The sequence below is a fragment of the Nocardioides asiaticus genome (genome assembly GCF_040049175.1).
Classification (GTDB): Bacteria; Actinomycetota; Actinomycetes; order Propionibacteriales; family Nocardioidaceae; genus Nocardioides; species Nocardioides cheoyonin.
In genome coordinates, this window is record NZ_JBDZDM010000007.1 from 72,146 (window position 1) to 91,839 (window position 19,694).

Sequence of the window (19,694 nt, forward strand, 5' to 3'; positions counted from 1 at the left end):
TATGCCAGAGACGTCAGGCTCGCTGGCGCTTCTGCTCGGCCCTGACCAGCCCGCCGCCGATGATGAGCCGCTGGATCTCGCTGGTGCCCTCGTAGAGGCGGAGGAGGCGGACCTCGCGGTAGATCCGCTCGACGGGGACCTCGCGCATGTAGCCGGTGCCTCCGTGGACCTGGACGGCCTTGTCGGCGACCTGGCCGGCCATCTCGGTGCAGAACAGCTTGGCGACGCTGGGGGCGATGCGGCGGTCCTCGCCGATGTGGTACTTGCGGGCGCACTCGCGGACCAGCGCCTCGCCGGCCAGGACGCCGGTCTGCATGTCGGCGAGGTGGGCCTGCACGAGCTGGAAGTCGCCGATCGGGGTGCCGCCCTGGGTGGCCGCGGCCGCATAGGCGACCGACTCGTCCAGGGCGCGGCGGGCAGCCCCGACGGCGAGGGCGGCGATGTGGACCCGGCCGCGGGCCAGCGAGGACATCGCTGCCTTGTAGCCGACCTGCTCGGAGCCGCCGACGAGGGCGCCGCGGGGGACGCGTACGCCGGTGAAGGTGACGTCGGCGGTCCAGGCGCCCTCCTGCCCCATCTTGCGGTCGTGAGGACCGACCTCGACCCCGGGGGTGTCGGCCGGGACCAGGAAGACCGCGATGCCCGGGTCCTTCCCGGCCGCCTCGCGGGTGCGGGCGAAGACCACGAACAGGCCGGCGATCGGCGCGTTGGTGATGAACCGCTTGGCGCCGTCGATCACCCACTCATCGCCGTTCTGGACCGCCTTGGTCTTCAGCCCCGCCGGGCTGGAGCCGGCACCCGGTTCGGTGAGCGCGAACGAGGCCACGACCTCCCCGGAGGCGATCGGCTCGAGCCACTCCTTGCGCTGCTCGTCGGTGCCGTAGCCGACCAGTACCTGCCCGGCGATGCCGTTGTTGGTGCCAAACATCGACCGCAGCGCCAGGCTGGTGTAGCCCAGCTCCATGGCCAGCTCGACGTCCTGGGTGAGGTTGAGCCCGAGGCCGCCCCACTCCTGCGGGATCGCGTAGCCGAACAGCCCCAGCTCAGCGGCCGCCTGCCGCAGGTCGGCGGGGATCTCGTCGGCCTCCATGATCTCGTTCTCCCGCGGGACGACCCGCTCCCGGACGAACTCGCGGGTCGCCTCGAGGATCTCGGCGAAGTCCTCCGCGGAGACCTGCTCGATGCCGGGCTCGTCGCCCACGCCGGGCCGTGCGGTGCTCGTGGTGCTCATGCCGAGACCTTCTCCCAGACCGCCGCGAGACCCTGGCCGCCCCCGATGCACATCGTGGTGAGGCCGTACGTCGCGTCCTCACGCCGGGCCAGCTCGCGGGCCAGCGAGGCCACCATCCGGCCGCCGGTCGCCCCGACCGGGTGACCCAGCGAGATCCCGGAGCCGTGGACGTTGATCCGCTCATCGGCGAACGGGTCGACCTTCCACTCCCGCATCACCGCCAGCGCCTGGGCGGCGAAGGCCTCGTTGAGCTCGATCAGGTCGATCTGGTCCAGCGTCAGCCCGGCCCGGCCGAGTGCGGCCTCGGTCGCGGGGACCGGGCCGATCCCCATGATCTTGGGCTCCACACCGGCCACCCCCCACGACACCAGCTTCACCAGCGGCCTCAGCCCCAGCTCCTCGGCCTTCGCCCGGGTCGTCACGATGGCCAGCGCGGCAGCGTCGTTCTGCCCGCTCGCGTTGCCCGCGGTCACGGTGGCCTCGGGGTCCTGCTTGCCCATGATCGGCTTGAGCTTCGCCATCGTCTCCAGGCTCGCGTCCGGGCGGGGGTGCTCGTCGGTGACGATCACCTCCTCGCCGGCACGGGTCTTCACGGTGACCGGGACGATCTCCTCGGCCAGGATCCCGTCCTTCTGGGCCGCCACCGCCCGCTGGTGGGACTGCAGCGCGAGCCGGTCCTGCTCCTCGCGCGAGATGGCGTACTGCCTGCGCAGGTTCTCCGCGGTCTCGATCATGCCGCCCGGCACCGGGTGGTCCCGCCCGCCCGCGGTGGACCGGGCCCGGACCAGCGCGTCGTGGACGCGGACGCCGGTGCGCGCGGCGCCCCAGCGCATGTCGGTGGAGTAGAAGATCGCCTGGCTCATCGACTCGATGCCGCCCGCGGCCACCACCTCGGCACCGCCCGAAGCCACCGTCATGATCGCGTTGACGATCGCCTGCAGCCCCGACCCGCAGCGCCGGTCGAGGTGGTAGCCGGTCGTCGTGATCGGCAGCCCCGTGTCCAGCGCCACCACCCGCGCCGAGGCCGGCGCCTCCGAGGAGGCGTTGCACTGACCCAGGATCACCTCCTCAATTACCTCGGGAGCCAGGCCGGTACGGTCCAGCAGCCCCCTCAGCGCCGCGACCCCCAGGTCCACAGCGGTCACGCTCTTGAACATCCCGCCGTACCCGCCGATCGCGGTCCGGACCGGCTCGCAGACGACGACCTCACGCTGGTCACTCATGGCACATGCCTCTCAGTTCAGTCGACCCAGAGGGTCAGGGTGGTTCGGGGGGTGTCCTCGGAGAGGAGTCGGATCGTGGTGCCCTCATCGGTCGAGGTACGACGAAGCGTGGCCGCCGCGCCACAGAACAGCGGTGCGAGGTTGCGGTGCGCCAGCCGGGTCACACCGGTCAGGCCCTCCAGCCGCGCCACCTCCGCCAGGACGATGGTCATCAGCGGCCCGTGGACGACCAGCCCCGGGTAGCCCTCGACCTGGGTGGCGTAGGGGTGGTCGTAGTGGATCCGGTGGGCGTTGGCCGTCGCCGCGCTGAACCGCATCAGCAGGGTGGGGTCGGTGTGGAGCGCCCACTCCCACTCCCCCGTCCGCGTCAGCGGCGGGGCGGGCGCGAGGTCGGCCACCAGCTGCGGCTCGGAGCGGGCACCGGGACCGCGGTAGATCAGGTCCTGGGTCTCCTCGACCGCGAGCTCCCCGCCGGCGAAGAGCCTGGTCACGACCGTGACGACGACGAGCTCGCCGCTCCGCCCGTGCTTCCGCTCGACCGAGGTGACGGTCGCCTCCCGGCGTACGACGTCGCCGACGGCCAGCGGGGCGCGGAAGGTCACCTCCCCGCCGGCGAACATCCGCCTCGGCAGCTCCACCGGCGGCAGGAAGCCCCCGCGTGCCGGGTGGCCGTCGGGTCCGAGCACCGAGGAGGGCGACCAGCGCGGCAGCGCGACCCAGTGCCACAGCGGCGGCAGCGGGTCGCCGGGACCGACGGGCGGCAGACCGTCGTCGAGCAGCGCGTGCAGCGCCGCCACCGGGGCGGGGTCGGCGTACGCCTCGTCGACGACGGTGTGGGGAGCCCAGGTCACATGAGCCTCCCGCCGGTGACCTCGGCGACGGTGCCGGTCATGTAGGAGGACAGGTCCGAGGCGTAGAACAGGGCGACCTTGGCGACCTCCTCGGGCTCGCCGGCGCGGCCCATCGGGATCTCGGCCATCTTCTGGTCCCACGCCTTCTGGGGCATGGCCTCGGTCATGGCCGAGCGGATCAGGCCGGGCTGGATGGCGTTGACGCGTACGCCGTGGTGGGCGACCTCCTTGGCCGCCGCCTTGGTGAGCCCCACGATGCCGGCCTTGGCGGCGGAGTAGTTGGTCTGGCCGACCATCCCGACCTTGCCCGAGAGCGAGGAGATGTTCACGATCGCGCCGCTCCTCTGCTCCCGCATGATCAGCGAGGCGAGCTTCGTGCCGTTCCAGCAGCCCTTGAGGTGCACCGAGATCACGGTGTCGAACTGCTCCTCGGTCATGTTGCGCATGGTCGCGTCGCGGGTGATGCCGGCGTTGTTGACCAGCACGTCGAGCGAGCCCCACGTCTCCACCGCGGCCTTGAGGAGGACTTCCACCTCGTCGTAGACGGTGACGTCGCAGCGCACCGCCTTCGCGACCTCGTCACCACCGGCCAGCCCGTTCAGCTCGGCGACGGCCTTGGCCATCGCCTCCTCGTTCAGGTCGCCGATGACGACCCGGGCGCCCTCGGCGACGTACCGCGTCGCGATCGCCAGTCCGATGCCCTGCGCGCCGCCGGTGACGACGGCGACCTTGCCCTCCAGCAGTCCCATGTGTGGATGCCTCTCGTCCCAGTACTTCTCGTTCAGTACTTCTCGTTCTTGGCGTCGCGGGCGATCACCTGCGCCGCGATCACGTTGCGCTGGATCTCGTTGGTGCCCTCGCCGAGGATCATCAGCGGGGCGTCGCGGAAGTAGCGCTCGACGTCGAACTCGCGGGAGAACCCGTAGCCGCCGTGCACCCGCATCGCGTCCAGCGCCACCTCCATCGCCGTCTCGGAGGCGAACAACTTGGCCATCCCGGCCTCCAGATCGGCGCGTACGCCGGAGTCCAGCCGGTCGGCGGCGTCCAGGGTCAGCAGCCGGGCCGCCCGCATCTTGGTGGCCATGTCGGCGATCAGGTTGCCCACCGACTGGTGCTTCCAGATCGGCTTGCCGAATGACTCCCGCTGCTGGGCGTAGGCCACCGCGGCCTCCAGCGCCGCCTGACCCACCCCGAGCGCCCGAGCGGCGACCTGCACCCGCCCGACCTCGAGGCCGCGCATCATCTGCCCCCAGCCCCGGTCCGGCACCCCGCCGAGCACCGCGGTGGCCGGCACCCGCATCCCGTCGAAGGAGAGCGTGCACGCCTCCACACCCTTGTAGCCCAGCTTCGGGATCTTCGGGCTGACCTCGAAACCCGCCGGCGCCGGACCGTGCTCGCCGCCGGTCTCGACCAGCACCACGCTCATCCCGGCGTGCGCCGGGTTCGCGTCCCGGTCGGTGCGGCACAGCAGCCCGACCAGCCCGGAGTGGGCGGCGTTCGAGATCCACGTCTTCGAGCCGTTGATGACCAGGTCGTCCCCGTCCGCGCCCGACTCCCGTACGGCGTAGGTGCGCATGTTCTGCAGGTCCGAGCCACCGCTCGGCTCGGTCAGCGCCATCGTCGCCCGCAGCTCCCCGGTCGCCATCCGCGGCAGGTAGGTCGACTGCTGCTCGGGCGTGCCGAACGTCTTGATCAGGTAGGTGATCACCGAGTGCCCGCCGATCGCCCCCGCCAGGCTCATCCAGCCCCGCGCCAGCTCCTCGGTCACCCGCGCGAACGCCGCCGTGCTCACGTCCACCCCGCCGTGCTCCGCCGGCGCCAGCAGCCCGAAGAAGCCCAGCTTCTTCATCTCCTCGATCAACGGCTCCGGATACGTGTCCGACTCCTCGAACCGGCGCACCTCCGGCTTCACCCGCTCGTCCACGAACTCCCGGACGAGCGCGATCATCTCCTCCTCGTCCGCACTGAGGCTGGTCATGCGTTCTCCTTCTGTCCGAGCTGCTCGAGGATCCGCCGGGCCCGGTCGAGCACCGGCTTGTCGACCATGGCGCCATCGACCCTCGCGACCCCGGTGCCGGGGTCGACGGCGGCGAGGACACTCCTCGCCCAGGCCGCCTCCTCGTCGGTCGGCCGGAAGACGCCGAGCACGGTTGGGACCTGGCGTGGGTGGATGCAGAGCTTGCCGGCGTAGCCGAGCCGGCGGGCGGCGGTGGCCTCCTCGTGGAGACCGGCGTCGTCGTCGATCGCGGCTCGTACGCCGTCGACCGGCCCCGGCAGGCCGGCGACCGCCGAGGCAAGCACGACCGCCGAGCGTGCGGCCAGGAGCGCCTCCCGGTCGAGCGGGTCGACGCCCAGCTCGACGGCGAGGTCGAAGGTGCCGATCGCCAGCCGCACGACGCCGGGCACGCCGGCGACCTCCCGCGCGTCGAGGATCCCGGTCGCGGTCTCCACGAGCGCGACCACCGGCGTACGCGCGGCCAGGGACTCCAGCGCCTCTCCGGGCTCGGCCTTCGGCAGGACGACCGCGGCGGCATGACCGGCCACGGCCGCGACGTCCGCCTCGTGCCACGGCGTACCGACCGCGTTGACGCGTACGGCGGCACCCATCCCATGCGGCAGAGCCCCGTCGCCCAGCCAGGCCGCCACCGCCTCCCGGGCGCTCTCCTTCTCCCCCGCCGGCACGGCGTCCTCGAGGTCGACGACCACCACGTCCGCCCCCGCGGCGGCCGCCTTCGCGAACCGCTCCGGCCGGTTACCGGGGACGAACAGCAGCGCTCGCGCGGAGCTCGTGAGGTCGGGCGCGGGTCCGGTCATCCGAGGATCCCGTCCGCGTGCAGCGCGGCGAGCCGGTCGGCGTCGAGGCCGAGGCTCTCGGCGAGCACCTCGTCGGTGTGCTCGCCCACCCGCGGCGCGGGTCCGGCCGGCGCCTGCCGGCCGTCCATCACGAGCGGCGAGCCCGGCGCCAGATGGGGGCCGACGCCGGGCTGGTCCAGCTCTGCGAACAGCGGGCTGCCGCGCAGCGCGGCCGCGTCGTCCGCGGCGAGGTCGTCGAAGGTGCGGTACGCCGAGACCAGCGCCCGTGTGCCCCGCAGCAGCGGCTCGAGCTCCGCCCACGGCGTCCTCGAGAAGACCCCCTCGAGCAGGCCGGAGATGACGCCGCGGCAGCGGTACCGCTCCGCCTCGTCCTCCAGGTCGGCGTCCAGCGCCTTCTCCACGGCGTGCATCGCGTCCACCAGGCCGGTCGCCTCGAGCAGCCGACGCCAGTGCGAGCCGGTCAGCACCACGAGCATGAAGCGCACCCCGTCGGCCGACACGAAGTCGCGCCCGTAGGTGCCGTAGACGTCGTTGCCGGACGCGCCTCGGCCGACCCCGCCCAGCTGCGCCTCGGCGAGGTAGCCCAGCGCACCCGCGGTCGCCAGCGCGACGTCCTCCAGGGCCAGCCGCACCTGCTGCCCCTTCCCGGTCAGCCGGCGCTCCCGCTCCGCGGCCAGCAGTCCGGTCGCGAGGTAGAGCCCGGCCGCGACGTCCCACGCCGGCAGGACGTGGTTGACCGGTCGCCGCGCTCGGTCGCCGGGACCGTCCGCGGGCCCGGTGACGTAGGGGAAGCCGGTCTCGGCCTGCACCGTGTAGTCCACCGCCGTCCCGCCGTCGCGCCGCCCGGTCAGCAGCACGTGGATCACGTCCTCGCGGCGCTCACGCAGGCCGGCGTACGCCAGGTCGGGCCAGCGCTCGCTGTTGCTCACCACGATGCCGTCACCGGCGACGATCAGCTCGGCCACCAACGCGCGTCCCTCGGGCCGGGTCAGGTCGACCGCGACGGCCCTCTTGCCCTTGTTGAGACCGCTCCAGTAGAGACTGGTCCCGCTCGCCGCCCTCGGCAGCCGCGTCCGGTCCGGGGCGCCCCCGAGCTGCTCGACGCGGATGACCTCCGCCCCCAGCTGCCCGAGCACCATCCCCGACAGCGGCGTGGCGACGTAGCTCGACAGCTCCACGATCCGCAGGCCCGCCAGTGGGCCAGTAGCAGTCTCCGGCACCCGACCATTCAAGTCCCGGAGTGACCACCAGCACAAAGACCCCTGTCCGATCCGCTCGTTAGGTCGGGCCTATGCCCTCGCCGGCGGGCGGGGACGGAGGCGCCGACGATGGTGAGCGCGAGGTCGGCGTAGCGACGGGCGAGCTCGTCGACGCCGATGGCGCCGTCGGGGCGGTACCACTGGGTGATGTCGTTGCAGGCGGCGATGATGGCCCGCCGCGCGTCGTCGGGGTAGGGCGTGGAGAACTCACCGCTCGCGACGCCGCGCTCGATCACGGTGCGGAACTGGTCGGCGGCCTCGTCGAGGCGGCGCCGGTACGCCGCCTGCTGCTCGGGCTGGAGGCTGCGGCCCTCCGAGAGGACCACCGAGCTGCGGACCGGATGGTCGACGCGGTAGCGCACGGTGGCGCCGACCAGCGCGGCCAGCTGCTCGGCGGCGGTCTCGCCGCCTGCCGCGAGCGCGTCGCGGCAGGCGGCGAAGTAGTGGTCGAGGTCCTCGTCGAGGATCGCGGCCAGGAGGTCGTGCTTGCCGGGGTACCAGTAGTAGAGCGCGGACAGGCTCACCCCCGCGCGGTGCGCGATGTCGCGCACCGACGCGGCGGCGTACCCGCGCTCGGCGAACTCCTGGCGGGCTGCCGAGACCAGCCCCTGGCGCCCTGGCCGCATGGATTCCCCGGATCTCCTCAGAGCAGCTCGAGGATGGTGGCGTTGGCCATGCCGCCGCCCTCGCACATGGACTGCAGACCGTAGCGGATGCCCTGGTCCCTCATGTGGTGCACCAGGGTCGTCATCAGCCGGGCGCCGGAGCCTCCGAGCGGGTGGCCGAGGGCGATGGCGCCGCCGTTGGGGTTGAGCTTGGCGTAGTCGGCGCCGGTCTCCTTCAGCCAGGCCATCGTGACGCTGGCGAACGCCTCGTTGATCTCGAAGGCGCCGATCTCCTCGAGCGAGAGCCCGGACCGCTCGAGCACCTTCTTCGTGCCCGGGATCGGCCCCTTCAGCATCGTGATCGGGTCGACGCCCACGACGGTGCCGGTGTGGAAGCGCGCGATCGGGGTCCAGCCGTTCCTGGCTGCGATCTCGGAGGTCGTGATCAGCAGGGCGGCGGCGCCGTCGGAGATCTGCGAGGAGTTGCCGGCGTGGATGACGCCGTCCTCCTTGAACACGGTCTTGAGCCCGGCCATCTTCTCCAGCGTGCCGCCGCGGCGTACGCCCTCGTCGGTGTCGAACAGCCGGGTGCCGCCCGCGGGGTCGTTCGGGTCGGTGACCTCGACCGGCGCGAGCTGGTCCTTGAACCTGCCCTCGTCGATGGCGGCGGCCGCGCGGGCGTGGGAGTCGAGCGCGTGCTGGTCGAGCTCCTCGCGGGTGAGCCCGAACTCCTCCGCGATCATCTCGGCCCCGAGGCCCTGGTTGAAGCCGTTGACCTGATAGCGCTCCTTGACGAGCGGGCCGTATGGCTCACCGAACTGGCCGCCGGCGCGGGTCGAGCCCATCGGGACCCGCGACATCGACTCGACGCCGCCGGCGACGGCGATGTCGTACTGGCCGGCGATGACCCCGGCGGCGACCTGGTGGACCGCCTGCTGCGAGGAGCCGCACTGCCGGTCGATGGTGAGGCCGGGGACCGACTCGGGCCAGCCGGCGGCGAGGACGGAGTAACGGCCGATCGAGCCGGTCTGCTCGCCGACCTGCGACACGCAGCCCCAGACAACGTCGTCGACGGTGACGGGGTCGAGGCCGTTGCGCTCGGCGAGGGTCCTGAGGACGTGGGCCGAGAGGTCGGCCGGGTGGATGCCGGAGAGCGCGCCGCCGGGCTTGCCCTTCCCGACGGGGGTTCGTACGGCGTCGACGATGACTGCGTCACGCATGGTGGTGTCCCTTCCGCCGCTCAGAGTCCGAGCGACTTGCTGATGATGGTCTTCATGACCTCGCTGGTGCCGCCGTAGATCCGGGAGACCCGGGTGTCGGCGTACAGGCGGGCGATGGGGTACTCGGTGATGTAGCCGTAGCCGCCGTGCAGCTGCAGGCACTTGTCGATGACCCGGCCGGCCACCTCGGTGCAGAACAGCTTGGCCTTGGCCGCGTCGGCGACGCTGAGCTCGCCCTCGTCGAGCAGCTCGAGGGCACGGTCGGCCATCAGCCGGGCCGCCTCGGTCTCGGTGGCGCACTCGGCGAGCACGAACTTGGAGTTCTGGAACGCTGCGACCGGCTGGCCGAAGACGGTCCGTTCCTTCACGTACGCCGTCGCGTGGGCGATCGCCGCCTCGGCCGCCGCCGCGCCGCCGAGCGCGATCGAGAGCCGCTCCTGCGGCAGGTTGTGGCCGAGGTAGGAGAAGCCCTGGCCCTCCTCGCCGAGCAGGTTGTCGACCGGCACCCGCACGTCGGTGAACGAGAGCTCGGCGGTGTCGGAGGTCTTCAGCCCGATCTTCTGCAGCTTCTTGCCGACCGCGAACCCCTCGGACGTCGTGTCGACGCAGAGGATCGAGAGGCCGGCCCGGCGGTTGCCCGGGTCGAACGGGCTGGTCCGGCAGACGACCAGGATCAGGTCGGCGAGGGCGCCGCCGGTGATGAAGGTCTTCGCGCCGTTGAGGATGTAGTGGGAGCCGTCGTCGGAGAGCACCGCCTTGGTGCTGATGTTGGCGAGGTCGGAGCCGGTGCCGGGCTCGGTCATCGCGATGGCGGTCATGATCTCGCCGGTCGCGAACCCGGGCAGCCAGCGCTTCTTCTGCTCGTCGGTGGCGTACGCCATCAGGTAGGGCAGGATCAGGTTGGCGTGCACCGAGGAGCTGCCGAAGCCGACGCCCGCGCGGGCGCACTCCTCGATGATGATCGCGTTGAACTTGAAGCTCTTCTCCCCACCGCCGCCGTACTCCTCGGGGACCTGGATGCCGAGCAGGCCGACCTCGCCGAGCCGGTGGTAGAACTCCCGCGGCGGGTGGCCGGCCTCCTCCCACTCGTGGTGGACCGGCACGACCTCCTTCTCGATGAAGTCGCGCACCATGGCGCGGAACGCCTGGTGGTCCTCGTTGTAGATCGTGCGCTTCACTGGTCGTTCTCCTGTCGTACGTCGTCGGGTCAGTCGGGCATCCGGAAGACCGCCTCCTGGGCGGTCGAGGCGACCAGCTCACCGGCGGCGCTCCACACCTCGCCGCGGGCGAACGTGCGGCCGTCGGCCTCGAGGCGGCTGCTCATCCGGAACAGCAGCCACTCGTCGGCGCGGACGGGCCGGTGGAACCAGATCGCGTGGTCGAGCGAGGCGATCGACCCGCCCTCCGGTCGCTCCCCTCCGGGGAAGCGCAGGAAGGCCGTCGGCGCGAGCGTGACGTCGGTCAGGTAGGCCATCCCGCAGGCGTGGGCGGCGCCCAGGTCGCCGAGGTCGCCGAGGATCCGGAGCCAGCCGTCGCGCTCGAGGGCGCCGTCGGGCCCCGCGTGGCGCGGCGCCTCGCGCATCTCGGGCGGCACCTCGCGCCAGGCCAGCCGGTGCTTGATCGGCGAGTCGGCGCCGCGGTCGGCGAAGCCGTCGTGCAGCCCCTCGGGGCCGGGCGGCTCGTCGAGCAGCCGGGGCTGCCGGCGCACGCCGCCGGCCCGGTCGGGCCGCTTGAAGGAGGCGGTCATCATGAACGCCTCCCGGCCCCTCTGCTCGAGGTCGACGCGGCGCACGGAGTAGCTCGAGCCGTCGCGGACATGCGTCGTCGCGAACTCCGCCGGCCCGCTCGCGTCGACGGCGTACAGGAAGTAGGCGTGCAACGAGTGGACCTGCCGGTCCGGCGGCACGTCGTCGTAGGCCGCCGCGAGCGCGTGCGCGAGCACCGAGCCGCCGTAGGCACGGGACAGGACGTAGCCGCCGTGGCAGACGCCGGTGTAGCGCCCCTCCCCCGCCCGGGTCAGGTCGACGATGTCGCCGTAGACGATCCCGGCGGCGGTGCCGCCGTGGGGGGACTCGACCGACACGCTGGTCACCCCGGCACCCCGACCCTCTGGTAGCTCGCGCGCAGCTCGGTCTTGAGAACCTTGCCCGCCGCGGACGTCGGCAGGGCGTCGACGAGGACGACCTCGCGGATCCGGGAGTACGGCGCGACCCGCTCGGCGACGTAGGCCATCAGCTCCTCGGCCAGGCTGTCGGCGCGCCCGGCGTACGACGGGGCCGGGACCACGAACGCGACCGGGATCTCGCCGACGTCCGGCTGCGGCGCACCGATGACGCTGGCCTGCGCGACGGCGGGGTGGCGCACGAGCAGCTCCTCGAGCGGACTGGGGTAGACGTTGTAGCCCTTGTAGATCAGCATGTCCTTCGCCCGGCCGACGAGGTAGAGCCAACCGTCCTCGTCGAGGCGGCCGAGGTCGCCGGTGCGCAGCCAGCCGTCGACGTACTGCTCCGCGGTGAGCTCGGGGTGGTTGCGGTAGCCGACGGTGATCTGCGGGCCGCGGGCCCACACCTCGCCGGTCTCCCCGACCGGGAGCTCGGGGCCGCCGCCGAGCTCGTGGATCGACAGCTCGGTGTCGAAGACCGGCGCCCCGACCGACCCCTTCGGCACGACCCCGGGCTCGAGCGGGTGGAGGGTGAGGCACATGGTCGCCTCGGTGAGGCCGTAGCCCTCGACGACCAGCGCGTTGGGGAACACCTCGGAGAGCCGCTCGAGGGTCGCGGTCTCGATCGGCGCGGCACCGGAGTTGACCACCTTGACCGAGGAGAGGTCATGGTCCTCGATGCCGGGCACCGCGAGCAGGGCATGGAACAGCGCCGGGGAGCCGGGCAGCCCGGTGACGCCGCGCTGCTCGATCGTCTCGACGAAGCGACTCGGCTCGAACCGGCCGAACATGATCACCTCGGCGCCGCCCAGCACGTTGGTGTTCTGCGAGATCAGCCCCATCGCGTGGAAGAGCGGCGCCAGCGCGACGACCGTCCCCGCGCCGGGTGCCGAGATGTGCGGGTTGGCCGCCCCCGGGACCGGCTCGACGTAGATCCCGCCCTCCTCGTCGACCGCCGGCAGCGCGCCGCCGCGGAAGCAGACCGTCTGGATGGTGTTGGCCACGACGTTGCGGTGCAGTGCGATCACCGCCTTCGACCGGCCGGTCGTGCCACCGGTGAAGGAGAGCTGCGCGACGTCGTCGGGACCGACCTCGCGGTCGTGCATCGGCTCGGCGTCGAGCAGGTCCTCGAACCGCGCGTACGTCGTCGCCGGCAGGCCGTCCGGCACCTCGCCCGGCGCCGCGTGGGTCGCCGGCACCAGCACGACCAGGCGTACGCCGGGGGCGGCGGCCTCGGCCAGCCGCGCGACCGTGGTCGGGTGGGAGAGCACCGCGACGACGCCGGCCTCGTCGAGCTGGTCGCGCAGCAGGGCGGCCGGGAGCGCCGGGTTGACCGGCGTGACGACCGCGCCGGCCAGCAGGATGCCGTAGTAGCCGACGGTGAACCACGCCGAGTTCGGCAGGTGCAGTGCCACCGTCTCGCCGCGCCCCACACCGAGGCCGCGCAGGCCACCGGCCACGCGCCGGGCAGCGGCGTACAGCTCGGCGTACGTCAGGGTCAGGTCGCCGTCGCGGAGCGCGACGTGGTCGGGGAACCGCCGGGCCGACCCCGCCAGCAGGTCGCCGACGGTGGCCCCCTCGGGGTAGTCGAGGTGGAAGCCCGGCATCCCCGCCGGCAGATAGCGACCCATGGATCTCCCTCGGTGGTGGCGTTGAACGATCGTTAAGTTAGCCTCCCGTTGGTGTGACGGCAACCACAGGACCGCAAGGATGGGGCACATGAAGCTGGGACTCTCACTGGGCTACTGGGGCGCGCGCATGCCGGGCGGGCTCACCGGGCCGACCGGGACGGTCGCGCTGGCCGAGCAGCTGGGCTACGACTCGGTCTGGACCGCGGAGGCGTACGGCTCCGACGCCCTCACGCCGCTCGCGTGGCTGGGCGCCTCGACGACGCGGCTGCGGCTCGGTACCGGCATCGTGCAGCTCTCTGCGCGGACGCCGACGGCGACAGCCATGGCGGCGATGACGATGGACCAGCTCTCAGGCGGCCGGATGGTGCTCGGCGTCGGCGCGTCCGGCCCGCAGGTGGTCGAGGGCTGGTACGGCCAGCCCTACCCGAGGCCGCTGGCGCGGACTCGGGAGTACGTCGAGATCCTGCGCGCGACGATCCGCCGCGAGAAGGTGGTGCACGACGGGGCGCAGTACCAGATCCCGTACGCCGGCGGCTACGGCCTGCCCTCCTCCGGGCTCGGCAAGCCGCTGCGCTCGACCCTCCACCCGGTGCGCGAGGACCTCCCGATCATGCTCGCCGCCGAGGGACCGAAGAACGTCGCGCTCGCGGCCGAGATCGCCGACGGCTGGCTGCCGCTCTTCTACAGCCCGCACGACACCGGCTTCTACGACGACGCGCTCGCCGAGGGGTTCGGCCGGCCCGGCGCCCGGCGTGGGCCTGCGGACTTCGAGATCATCTGCCCGGTCACCGTCGTCGTGGACGACGACGTGGAGCGGGCGGCCGACGCCGTACGCCCCTATCTCGCGCTGTACGTCGGCGGGATGGGCGCGAAGGGGGCCAACTTCCACCACGAGGCGGTCGCCCGCCTCGGCTACGAGGACGTGTGCGCGAAGATCCAGGACCTCTACCTCGAGGGCCGCAAGGACGAGGCGGCCGCGCTCGTGCCCACCGAGCTCGTCGAGAAGATCGCGCTGGTCGGGCCGAAGGAGAAGATCCGCGATGACCTCGCACCCTGGCTGGAGTCGCCGGTCACCACGATGAACATCGGCGCTGACGAGACGACGCTGCGCACCATGGCCGAGCTCGTCCTCTGATCCACGTCCCCACCGAGGTTCCTTAGCGTGCCTGCATAGCCTTGGGCGATAGGTCCGATCGGCATGCGGTCTTTGTGGCCTACGGCACAGCCTTGGTGAACTGCGTCACACGAAGGGAGGGCGGTCCTCTCTCACCACACGAAAGGGCCCGACATGGCCACGACCGAGCACATCGAGACGCACCCCGGGATGCTCGCCGACGTACGCGAGCGACGGGTCCCCCTGGAGCAGCCCGCCGCCACGCGGATAGGCAACCCGATGCCGATCGCCGTCGGGCTGCTCGCCTTCCAGCTCCTCCTCTTCGGCGTCGAGTGGTGGAACACCGACGTCGCCACCATCGGCAAGAGCGGCGTCGCCGCAGCCAACGAGTACTCCCTGCTCGTCGCCGGCATCGCGCAGTTCACCGCCGGCGTCATCTGCTTCTTCCGCGGGGAGGGCTACCGCGGCCAGATCGCCTCGATGTTCGGGCTCTGGCTGGTCGGGTTCTTCCTGCTCGCCCGGGACGAGGAGGCGCCCCCGATGTCCGCCGCGTGGTTCCTCTTCGGCCTGGTCCTGCCGCTCGTCGTCATCATGATCCCGGCCGTGCTCAGCAGGGTGTGGCCCTTCGTCGTCGCGTTCGGCTCGATCATCGTCATGTGCGTCACGGCGGGCCTCGGGTTCCGCGGCATCAGCAACGAGTCGGCCAAGGCGGCGGCCGGCGGCACCCCCGACCTCGGCGGCTACGTCACGCTGCTCCACGTCGCCTCGGTCTTCGCCTGGGTCTGCGTCGCGGCCCTCGTCGTGATCATGGTCGAGGACGTCCTGCGCGAGGCCGGGATCCTCAGGCCCAAGGCGCACTGACCCGCTCGAAGCGGACGCCCAGTTGCCAACCCTCGGCGAAGGCCGAGGTGTCGGGCGGGCAGGAGTCCCCGGTTCACCGGGGACTCCGGAGCTTCCCGGGCACCATTTCGCCCCGGAAGTTCCGTCATTGCCTGGGCGTTGTGACCAGTGGGGCCGCTGTGACGAGCGTACGACGGTCAGAAGCCCAGCCGGCGCAGCTGGCGGGGGTCGCGCTGCCAGTCCTTGGCGATCTTGACGTGCAGGTCGAGGTAGACGGGCACGCCGAGCAGGTCGGCGATCTGCAGGCGGGCCCGCTTGCCGACGTCCTTGAGCCGGGTACCGCGGTGGCCGATGACGATCCCCTTCTGCGAGTCCCGCTCGACGTACAGCGTCGCGTGGACGTCCATCAGCGGGCGGTCCTCGTCGCGGCCCTCGCGAAGGCCCATCTCCTCGACGACCACGGCGATGGAGTGCGGGAGCTCGTCGCGTACGCCGTCGAGGGCCGCCTCACGGATCAGCTCCGCGACGAGGACCTCGTCGGGGCTGTCGGTCAGCTCGCCCTCGGGGTACAGCGGCGGCCCCTCCGGCAGGAGCCCGACGAGCAGGTCCTCGAGGAGGGTGACCTGGTCGCCCACCGTGCTGGAGACGGGCACCAGCTCCTCCCACTGGATGCCGAGCTCGTCGCCGAGCGCCTGGATCGAGAGCAGGTGCTCGGCGATCCGCTCGGGGCTCGCGAGGTCGGTCTTCGTCGCGACCGCGACCTTCTTCACCCGCTTCAGCTTGGCGAGCTCGGTCGCGATGAACCGATCTCCGGGGCCGACCTTCTCGTTGCACGGGAAGCACATCGCGACGACGTCGACCTCGGACCAGGTCGTCTGCACGAGGTCGTTGAGCCGCTCGCCCAGCAGCGTGCGCGGGCGGTGGAAGCCGGGTGTGTCGACGAGGACCAGCTGGGCGTCGGGCCGGTGGACGATGCCGCGTACGACGGAGCGCGTCGTCTGCGGCTTGTCGGAGGTGATCGCCACCTTCCGGCCGACCAGCGCGTTGGTGAGCGTCGACTTGCCGGCGTTGGGCCGGCCGACGAAGGAGGCGAACCCACTGCGGAACGCCGGGGCCGGGTCGGTGTCGCTCACTGCTGCTCCTGCGCCTCGTCGTACCTCTGCCAGATCTGTTCGTCCGACAGCCCGGCGGCCTTCCCGGCGCGGTAGATCGGCCCGGGATCGACGGCGCGTGGCCGGCGTACGGCGCCGCCCCGCCAGTAGCCCATGACGTCGTAGGCGTGCGGGTCGAGCCGCCGCTCGCGCATGAGGTGCTTGCGGATCGCCCGCATCTGCGACGACTCCCCGGCCATCCAGAAGTAGCCGTCGCCCTCGGGCCAGTCGATCCCCTCGACGACCTCCGCCAGCGCGCTCGTGCCCTCGGCGGGCGGCGCCAGCCAGGTGACGTCGGGGACGTCGGGCAGGTAGCCCGGCAGGTCGTCGGGCACCTCGGCCCAGATCCGGGTCGGCAGGGTAGTGGTCTCGGCGATCCGGGCCATCGCCGGCATCGCCGTCAGATCGCCGACCAGCAGCAGCCACGAGGCGCCGTCGGGCTCGGCGTACGACCCCTTCGGCTCGGTGATCGTCACCGTCTCCCCCACGACGTCCGGCCGGCTTGCCCACTCGGTGACGAGGCCGACCTCGTGGACGACGACGTCGACGGTCAGCTCGGCGTCACCGGAACCGGGGCCGGGCGGAGTCCAGGACCTCACCGTGTAGTAGCGGGATTGGAACTGCCCGGGGACCACGAGGCCGACCCACTCGTCGGGGACGCCCGTCGACGCGAACCCCGCCAGCCCCTCGCCGCCCAGCACCAGCCGGACCAGATGAGGCGAGAGCTGCTCGCGACGGAGTACGACGGCGGCGTACTGCTGGGCCCTGGTGCTCATCGCATCCAAGGCTATCCGCGCGCGTCACTCCCCCGGCAATCTGCGCAGCCGGCGCCGGCAGCCCGCCGGCCCCGCGCTCAGACCCCGAACGTGTGGCGCAGCGGGTAGCCCGAGGCGCCGGAGACGGTCTTGGTCGCGAGCACGTGGTGGAGCTGGATCTGGTTGCGCTCGAAGCCGAGCCGCGAGCCGGCCATGTAGAGCCCCCAGACCTTCGCGGTGCCGAGGCCGACCTCGTCGACGCAGGCGTCCCAGTTGTCGACGAGGTTCTTGTTCCAGCCGGTCAGCGTCTTGGCGTAGTGCACCCGGATGTTCTCGTGGTGCTGCACCTCGAGGCCGGCGTTCTCCACCGCGGTGACGATCGTGCCGGAGCCGATCAGCTCGCCGTCGGGGAAGACGTAGCGGTCGATGAACGCCCCGGCGCTGGCGCGCGAGGTGTTCTCCGGCCGGGTGATGCAGTGGTTGAGCAGGCGGCCCTGGTCCTTGAGCTTGGACCGGATGAAGCCGAAGTACGCCGGGTAGTTGGCCACCCCGATGTGCTCGGTGAGGCCGATGGAGCTGACCGCGTCGAAGTCGCCCTCGGCGACGTTGCGGTAGTCGGAGAAGCGCACCTCGGCGAGGTCGTCGAGCCCCTGCCGCTTGATCTCCTCCTGGGCCCAGGTCGCCTGCTCGCGGGAGAGCGTGACGCCGAGCGCCTTCACGCCGTAGTGCTTGGCGGCGTGCCGGACCATGCCGCCCCAGCCGCAGCCGAGGTCGAGCAGCCGCTGTCCGGGCTCGAGGTCGAGCTTGCGGCAGATGAGGTCGTACTTGGCGTCCTGCGCCTCCTCCAGGGTCGCGTCCTCGGTCGGGAAGAGCGCGCAGGTGTAGGTCATCGACGGGCCGAGGACGTACTCGTAGAACGTGTTCGACACGTCGTAGTGGTGATGGATCGCGTCGGCGTCGCGCTGCTTGCTGTGGCGGCCCCAGGTGAGCGCGTTGAGGGAGGCGTGGCGCAGCCCCTCGACCTTGTGCCGCCAGGCGGGGAGATGCTCCTGCGGCGGCGGGGCCGGCGGGCGGAAGTTCTTCAGGCCCAGGCTGCGGACGAGGCCGACGAGCTCGGCCGGCTTCGGCAGCTTGAAGTCGGTCTTGTCGAGGACCAGCGAGAGCAGCGGGTACGGGTCGCCCGGGTGGGTGCCCTCCAGCTCGAGGTCGCCGCTGACGTAGGCACGGGCGAGGCCGAGGTCACCGGGGGCGGTGAGGATGTAGGACAGCCCGCGCGGCGTCAGCAGCCGCATCCCGAACTCGCTGTCGACGTTGCCCGCGACGCTGCCGTCGTACGCGCTGATCCTGATGGGGATGCCGTCGGCGAACAGCGAGTCGATGGTTCCTGCGATGCCCTGCTTGTGGTCCGGAGTGCTCACCGGCGCTTCACCGCCTTGTCGTAGAGGCTCGTCAGCCTGTCGTCGGGGTCGTACGTCGCCTTCACGGCGGCCAGGTTGGCACCGTCGTAGAGGTCGTCGAAGGTCTCGCGGTCGTAGAAGGCCTCGGAGTAGAGGGACTTGTGGCCGCCGAGCTCGTGGACGCGCTGCTCGATCGCGCGGTTCTTGGGGGCGTCGACCGCCTCGGGGCCGACGTGGACGGTCCCCCAGAATCCGGCGTTGACGTAGAGCCTCCCCGGCTCGAGGGGGTACGACGGCCACTTCCGCGGCTCGTCGGCGGCGTCGGTCGGGACCCCGGTCGAGACGAGTGGGCAGAGCCACACCGGCCGCATGCCGACCTCGTCGTCGAACCACTCCAGGAACGCCGGGAGGTTCTCGACCGGCACCTCGACGTCCTGGATGACGCGCTCGCGCAGCGGGCGTCCGGCGCGCCGGTCGAGCCGGTCGGCGATGTCGAGTCGGCGATCGAGGGCGATGAGCTTCATGTAGACGTCGGAGCGGCGCCAGCGCCGCGGCCAGACTCGGCGCAGGAGCGGGTTCTGGGCACCGAACGCGCGCGAGCACCAGAACCAGTCGGTGTCCCAGCGCCACAGGTAATCGTAGGTCGTGAGCAGGTCGGTCTCACGCTCCTGGATCGAGCGGTAGTAGACCTGCTGGCCGGTGTAGTCGCTCGGGCCCTGGCCGCTGGCAGGGTCGGTTGCCTGCTCGGACCAGGTGGCGAGGGTCAGGAAGTACTCCCCCGGCGCGAACGCCACGCCGTCGAGCCCGTCGACCCGGGTGCCGTCGTACTCCTTGGTCTCGACGATGTCGGCGATGGTCTTGGCGAGGACGCCGAGGTCGTCGAAACGGACGTGGCGCAGCGCGACGTAGCTCGGCACCGGCTCCAGCCTGATCTTCAACCGGGTGGCGTAGCCGAGCGAGCCATAGGAGTTCGGGAAGGTGTCGAACAGGTCGTCGCCGGGCCGGGTGGTCACGACCTCGCCGGCGCCGGTGAAGACGTCCATCTCGAGCACCGACTCGTGGGGCAGGCCGTTGCGGAAGCTGGTCGACTCGATGCCGAGGCCGGTCACGGCGCCGCCGAGCGTGATGGTGCGCAGCTGCGGGACGACGTACGGGATGAGGCCCGAGGGCAGGGTCGCGTCGACGAGGTCCTCGTAGGTGCACATGCCCTGGACATCGGCGGTCCGGGCGACCGGGTCGACCTCGATCACGCCGTTCAGGCCGCTCACGTCGAGGCCGGGCGCGGTCGACGCGGCACGAGGGCGGAAGAGGTTGGTCGTCCGCTTAGCGAGACGGACCGGAGCCCCCGCCGGGATCGCGGCGTACGACGCCCTCAGCCGCGCGACGGCGGCCTCGTGCAGCTTCCAGGCGGAGCGGTCTGTCACGACCGTCAACGTACTCCC

At 71.9% G+C, this 19,694-nt stretch carries 18 protein-coding genes; 2 read left to right on the plus strand and 16 right to left on the minus strand.

Annotated elements, in window-relative coordinates:
• Positions 1–13 precede the first annotated feature (13 nt).
• From ABLE53_RS22110 to ABLE53_RS22165, 12 genes are read right to left on the minus strand one after another with little or no spacing between them, the layout of a single operon-like run.
• Positions 14–1,231, minus strand: a complete 1,218-nt coding sequence (locus ABLE53_RS22110) for an acyl-CoA dehydrogenase family protein (protein WP_348861321.1) — start codon at positions 1,229–1,231, stop codon at positions 14–16.
• Positions 1,228–2,454, minus strand: coding sequence for an acetyl-CoA C-acetyltransferase (locus ABLE53_RS22115; protein ID WP_348861322.1), 1,227 nt, complete (start codon positions 2,452–2,454; stop codon positions 1,228–1,230). The genes ABLE53_RS22110 and ABLE53_RS22115 overlap by 4 nt, the downstream gene beginning before the upstream one ends.
• Positions 2,455–2,471: 17 nt before the next feature.
• Positions 2,472–3,305, minus strand: a complete 834-nt coding sequence (locus ABLE53_RS22120) for an HTD2 family dehydratase (protein WP_348861323.1) — start codon at positions 3,303–3,305, stop codon at positions 2,472–2,474.
• On the minus strand, positions 3,302–4,054 hold the full coding sequence (fabG, locus tag ABLE53_RS22125; protein ID WP_348861324.1) for a 3-oxoacyl-ACP reductase FabG: 753 nt from the start codon (positions 4,052–4,054) through the stop codon (positions 3,302–3,304). The genes ABLE53_RS22120 and fabG overlap by 4 nt, the downstream gene beginning before the upstream one ends.
• Positions 4,055–4,086: 32 nt before the next feature.
• Positions 4,087–5,283, minus strand: a complete 1,197-nt coding sequence (locus ABLE53_RS22130) for an acyl-CoA dehydrogenase family protein (RefSeq protein WP_348861325.1) — start codon at positions 5,281–5,283, stop codon at positions 4,087–4,089.
• The gene (locus ABLE53_RS22135; RefSeq protein WP_348861326.1) at positions 5,280–6,119 is read right to left on the minus strand and encodes an HpcH/HpaI aldolase/citrate lyase family protein; all 840 of its coding nucleotides are present in this window, start codon (positions 6,117–6,119) and stop codon (positions 5,280–5,282) included. The genes ABLE53_RS22130 and ABLE53_RS22135 overlap by 4 nt, the downstream gene beginning before the upstream one ends.
• Complete coding sequence (locus ABLE53_RS22140; protein WP_348861327.1) at positions 6,116–7,339, minus strand: CoA transferase; 1,224 nt, start codon at positions 7,337–7,339, stop codon at positions 6,116–6,118. Before ABLE53_RS22140 ends, ABLE53_RS22135 begins: the two co-directional genes overlap by 4 nt.
• A gap of 8 nt (positions 7,340–7,347) precedes the next feature.
• Positions 7,348–8,004: a TetR/AcrR family transcriptional regulator gene (locus ABLE53_RS22145; protein WP_348861328.1), complete on the minus strand. Its 657-nt coding sequence runs from the start codon at positions 8,002–8,004 to the stop codon at positions 7,348–7,350.
• Positions 8,005–8,021: 17 nt separating this feature from the next.
• The gene (locus tag ABLE53_RS22150) at positions 8,022–9,203 is read right to left on the minus strand and encodes a thiolase family protein (protein WP_348861329.1); all 1,182 of its coding nucleotides are present in this window, start codon (positions 9,201–9,203) and stop codon (positions 8,022–8,024) included.
• Between the two features lie 20 nt (positions 9,204–9,223).
• On the minus strand, positions 9,224–10,381 hold the full coding sequence (locus ABLE53_RS22155) for an acyl-CoA dehydrogenase family protein (RefSeq protein WP_348861330.1): 1,158 nt from the start codon (positions 10,379–10,381) through the stop codon (positions 9,224–9,226).
• A gap of 29 nt (positions 10,382–10,410) precedes the next feature.
• Positions 10,411–11,295: an acyl-CoA thioesterase gene (locus ABLE53_RS22160; RefSeq protein ID WP_348861331.1), complete on the minus strand. Its 885-nt coding sequence runs from the start codon at positions 11,293–11,295 to the stop codon at positions 10,411–10,413.
• Entirely contained in the window at positions 11,292–12,995 is a 1,704-nt protein-coding gene (locus tag ABLE53_RS22165) for a class I adenylate-forming enzyme family protein (protein ID WP_348861332.1), read from the minus strand. The genes ABLE53_RS22160 and ABLE53_RS22165 overlap by 4 nt, the downstream gene beginning before the upstream one ends.
• A gap of 88 nt (positions 12,996–13,083) precedes the next feature.
• On the opposite strand from ABLE53_RS22165, the gene ABLE53_RS22170 reads away from it, so the two are divergent.
• Together ABLE53_RS22170 and ABLE53_RS22175 are read left to right on the plus strand one after the other, a co-directional pair.
• Complete coding sequence (locus ABLE53_RS22170) at positions 13,084–14,130, plus strand: LLM class F420-dependent oxidoreductase (protein WP_348861333.1); 1,047 nt, start codon at positions 13,084–13,086, stop codon at positions 14,128–14,130.
• A gap of 153 nt (positions 14,131–14,283) precedes the next feature.
• Positions 14,284–14,970, plus strand: coding sequence for a hypothetical protein (locus ABLE53_RS22175; protein WP_348861334.1), 687 nt, complete (start codon positions 14,284–14,286; stop codon positions 14,968–14,970).
• A 176-nt stretch (positions 14,971–15,146) separates the two neighbouring features.
• Here the strand turns inward: ABLE53_RS22175 and era are convergent, their stop codons facing one another.
• The 4 genes from era to ABLE53_RS22195 all read right to left on the minus strand — a co-directional run bounded on the left by era (position 15,147) and on the right by ABLE53_RS22195 (position 19,676).
• Complete coding sequence (era, locus tag ABLE53_RS22180; RefSeq protein WP_425474908.1) at positions 15,147–16,115, minus strand: GTPase Era; 969 nt, start codon at positions 16,113–16,115, stop codon at positions 15,147–15,149.
• Complete coding sequence (locus tag ABLE53_RS22185; RefSeq protein ID WP_348861336.1) at positions 16,079–16,876, minus strand: siderophore-interacting protein; 798 nt, start codon at positions 16,874–16,876, stop codon at positions 16,079–16,081. The genes era and ABLE53_RS22185 overlap by 37 nt, the downstream gene beginning before the upstream one ends.
• 77 nt (positions 16,877–16,953) lie before the next feature.
• A complete protein-coding gene (locus ABLE53_RS22190) occupies positions 16,954–18,273 on the minus strand; it encodes a class I SAM-dependent methyltransferase (RefSeq protein ID WP_348861337.1) in 1,320 nt (439 codons plus the stop codon).
• On the minus strand, positions 18,270–19,676 hold the full coding sequence (locus tag ABLE53_RS22195; protein ID WP_348861338.1) for an FAD-binding oxidoreductase: 1,407 nt from the start codon (positions 19,674–19,676) through the stop codon (positions 18,270–18,272). The genes ABLE53_RS22190 and ABLE53_RS22195 overlap by 4 nt, the downstream gene beginning before the upstream one ends.
• Positions 19,677–19,694: the final 18 nt, after the last annotated feature.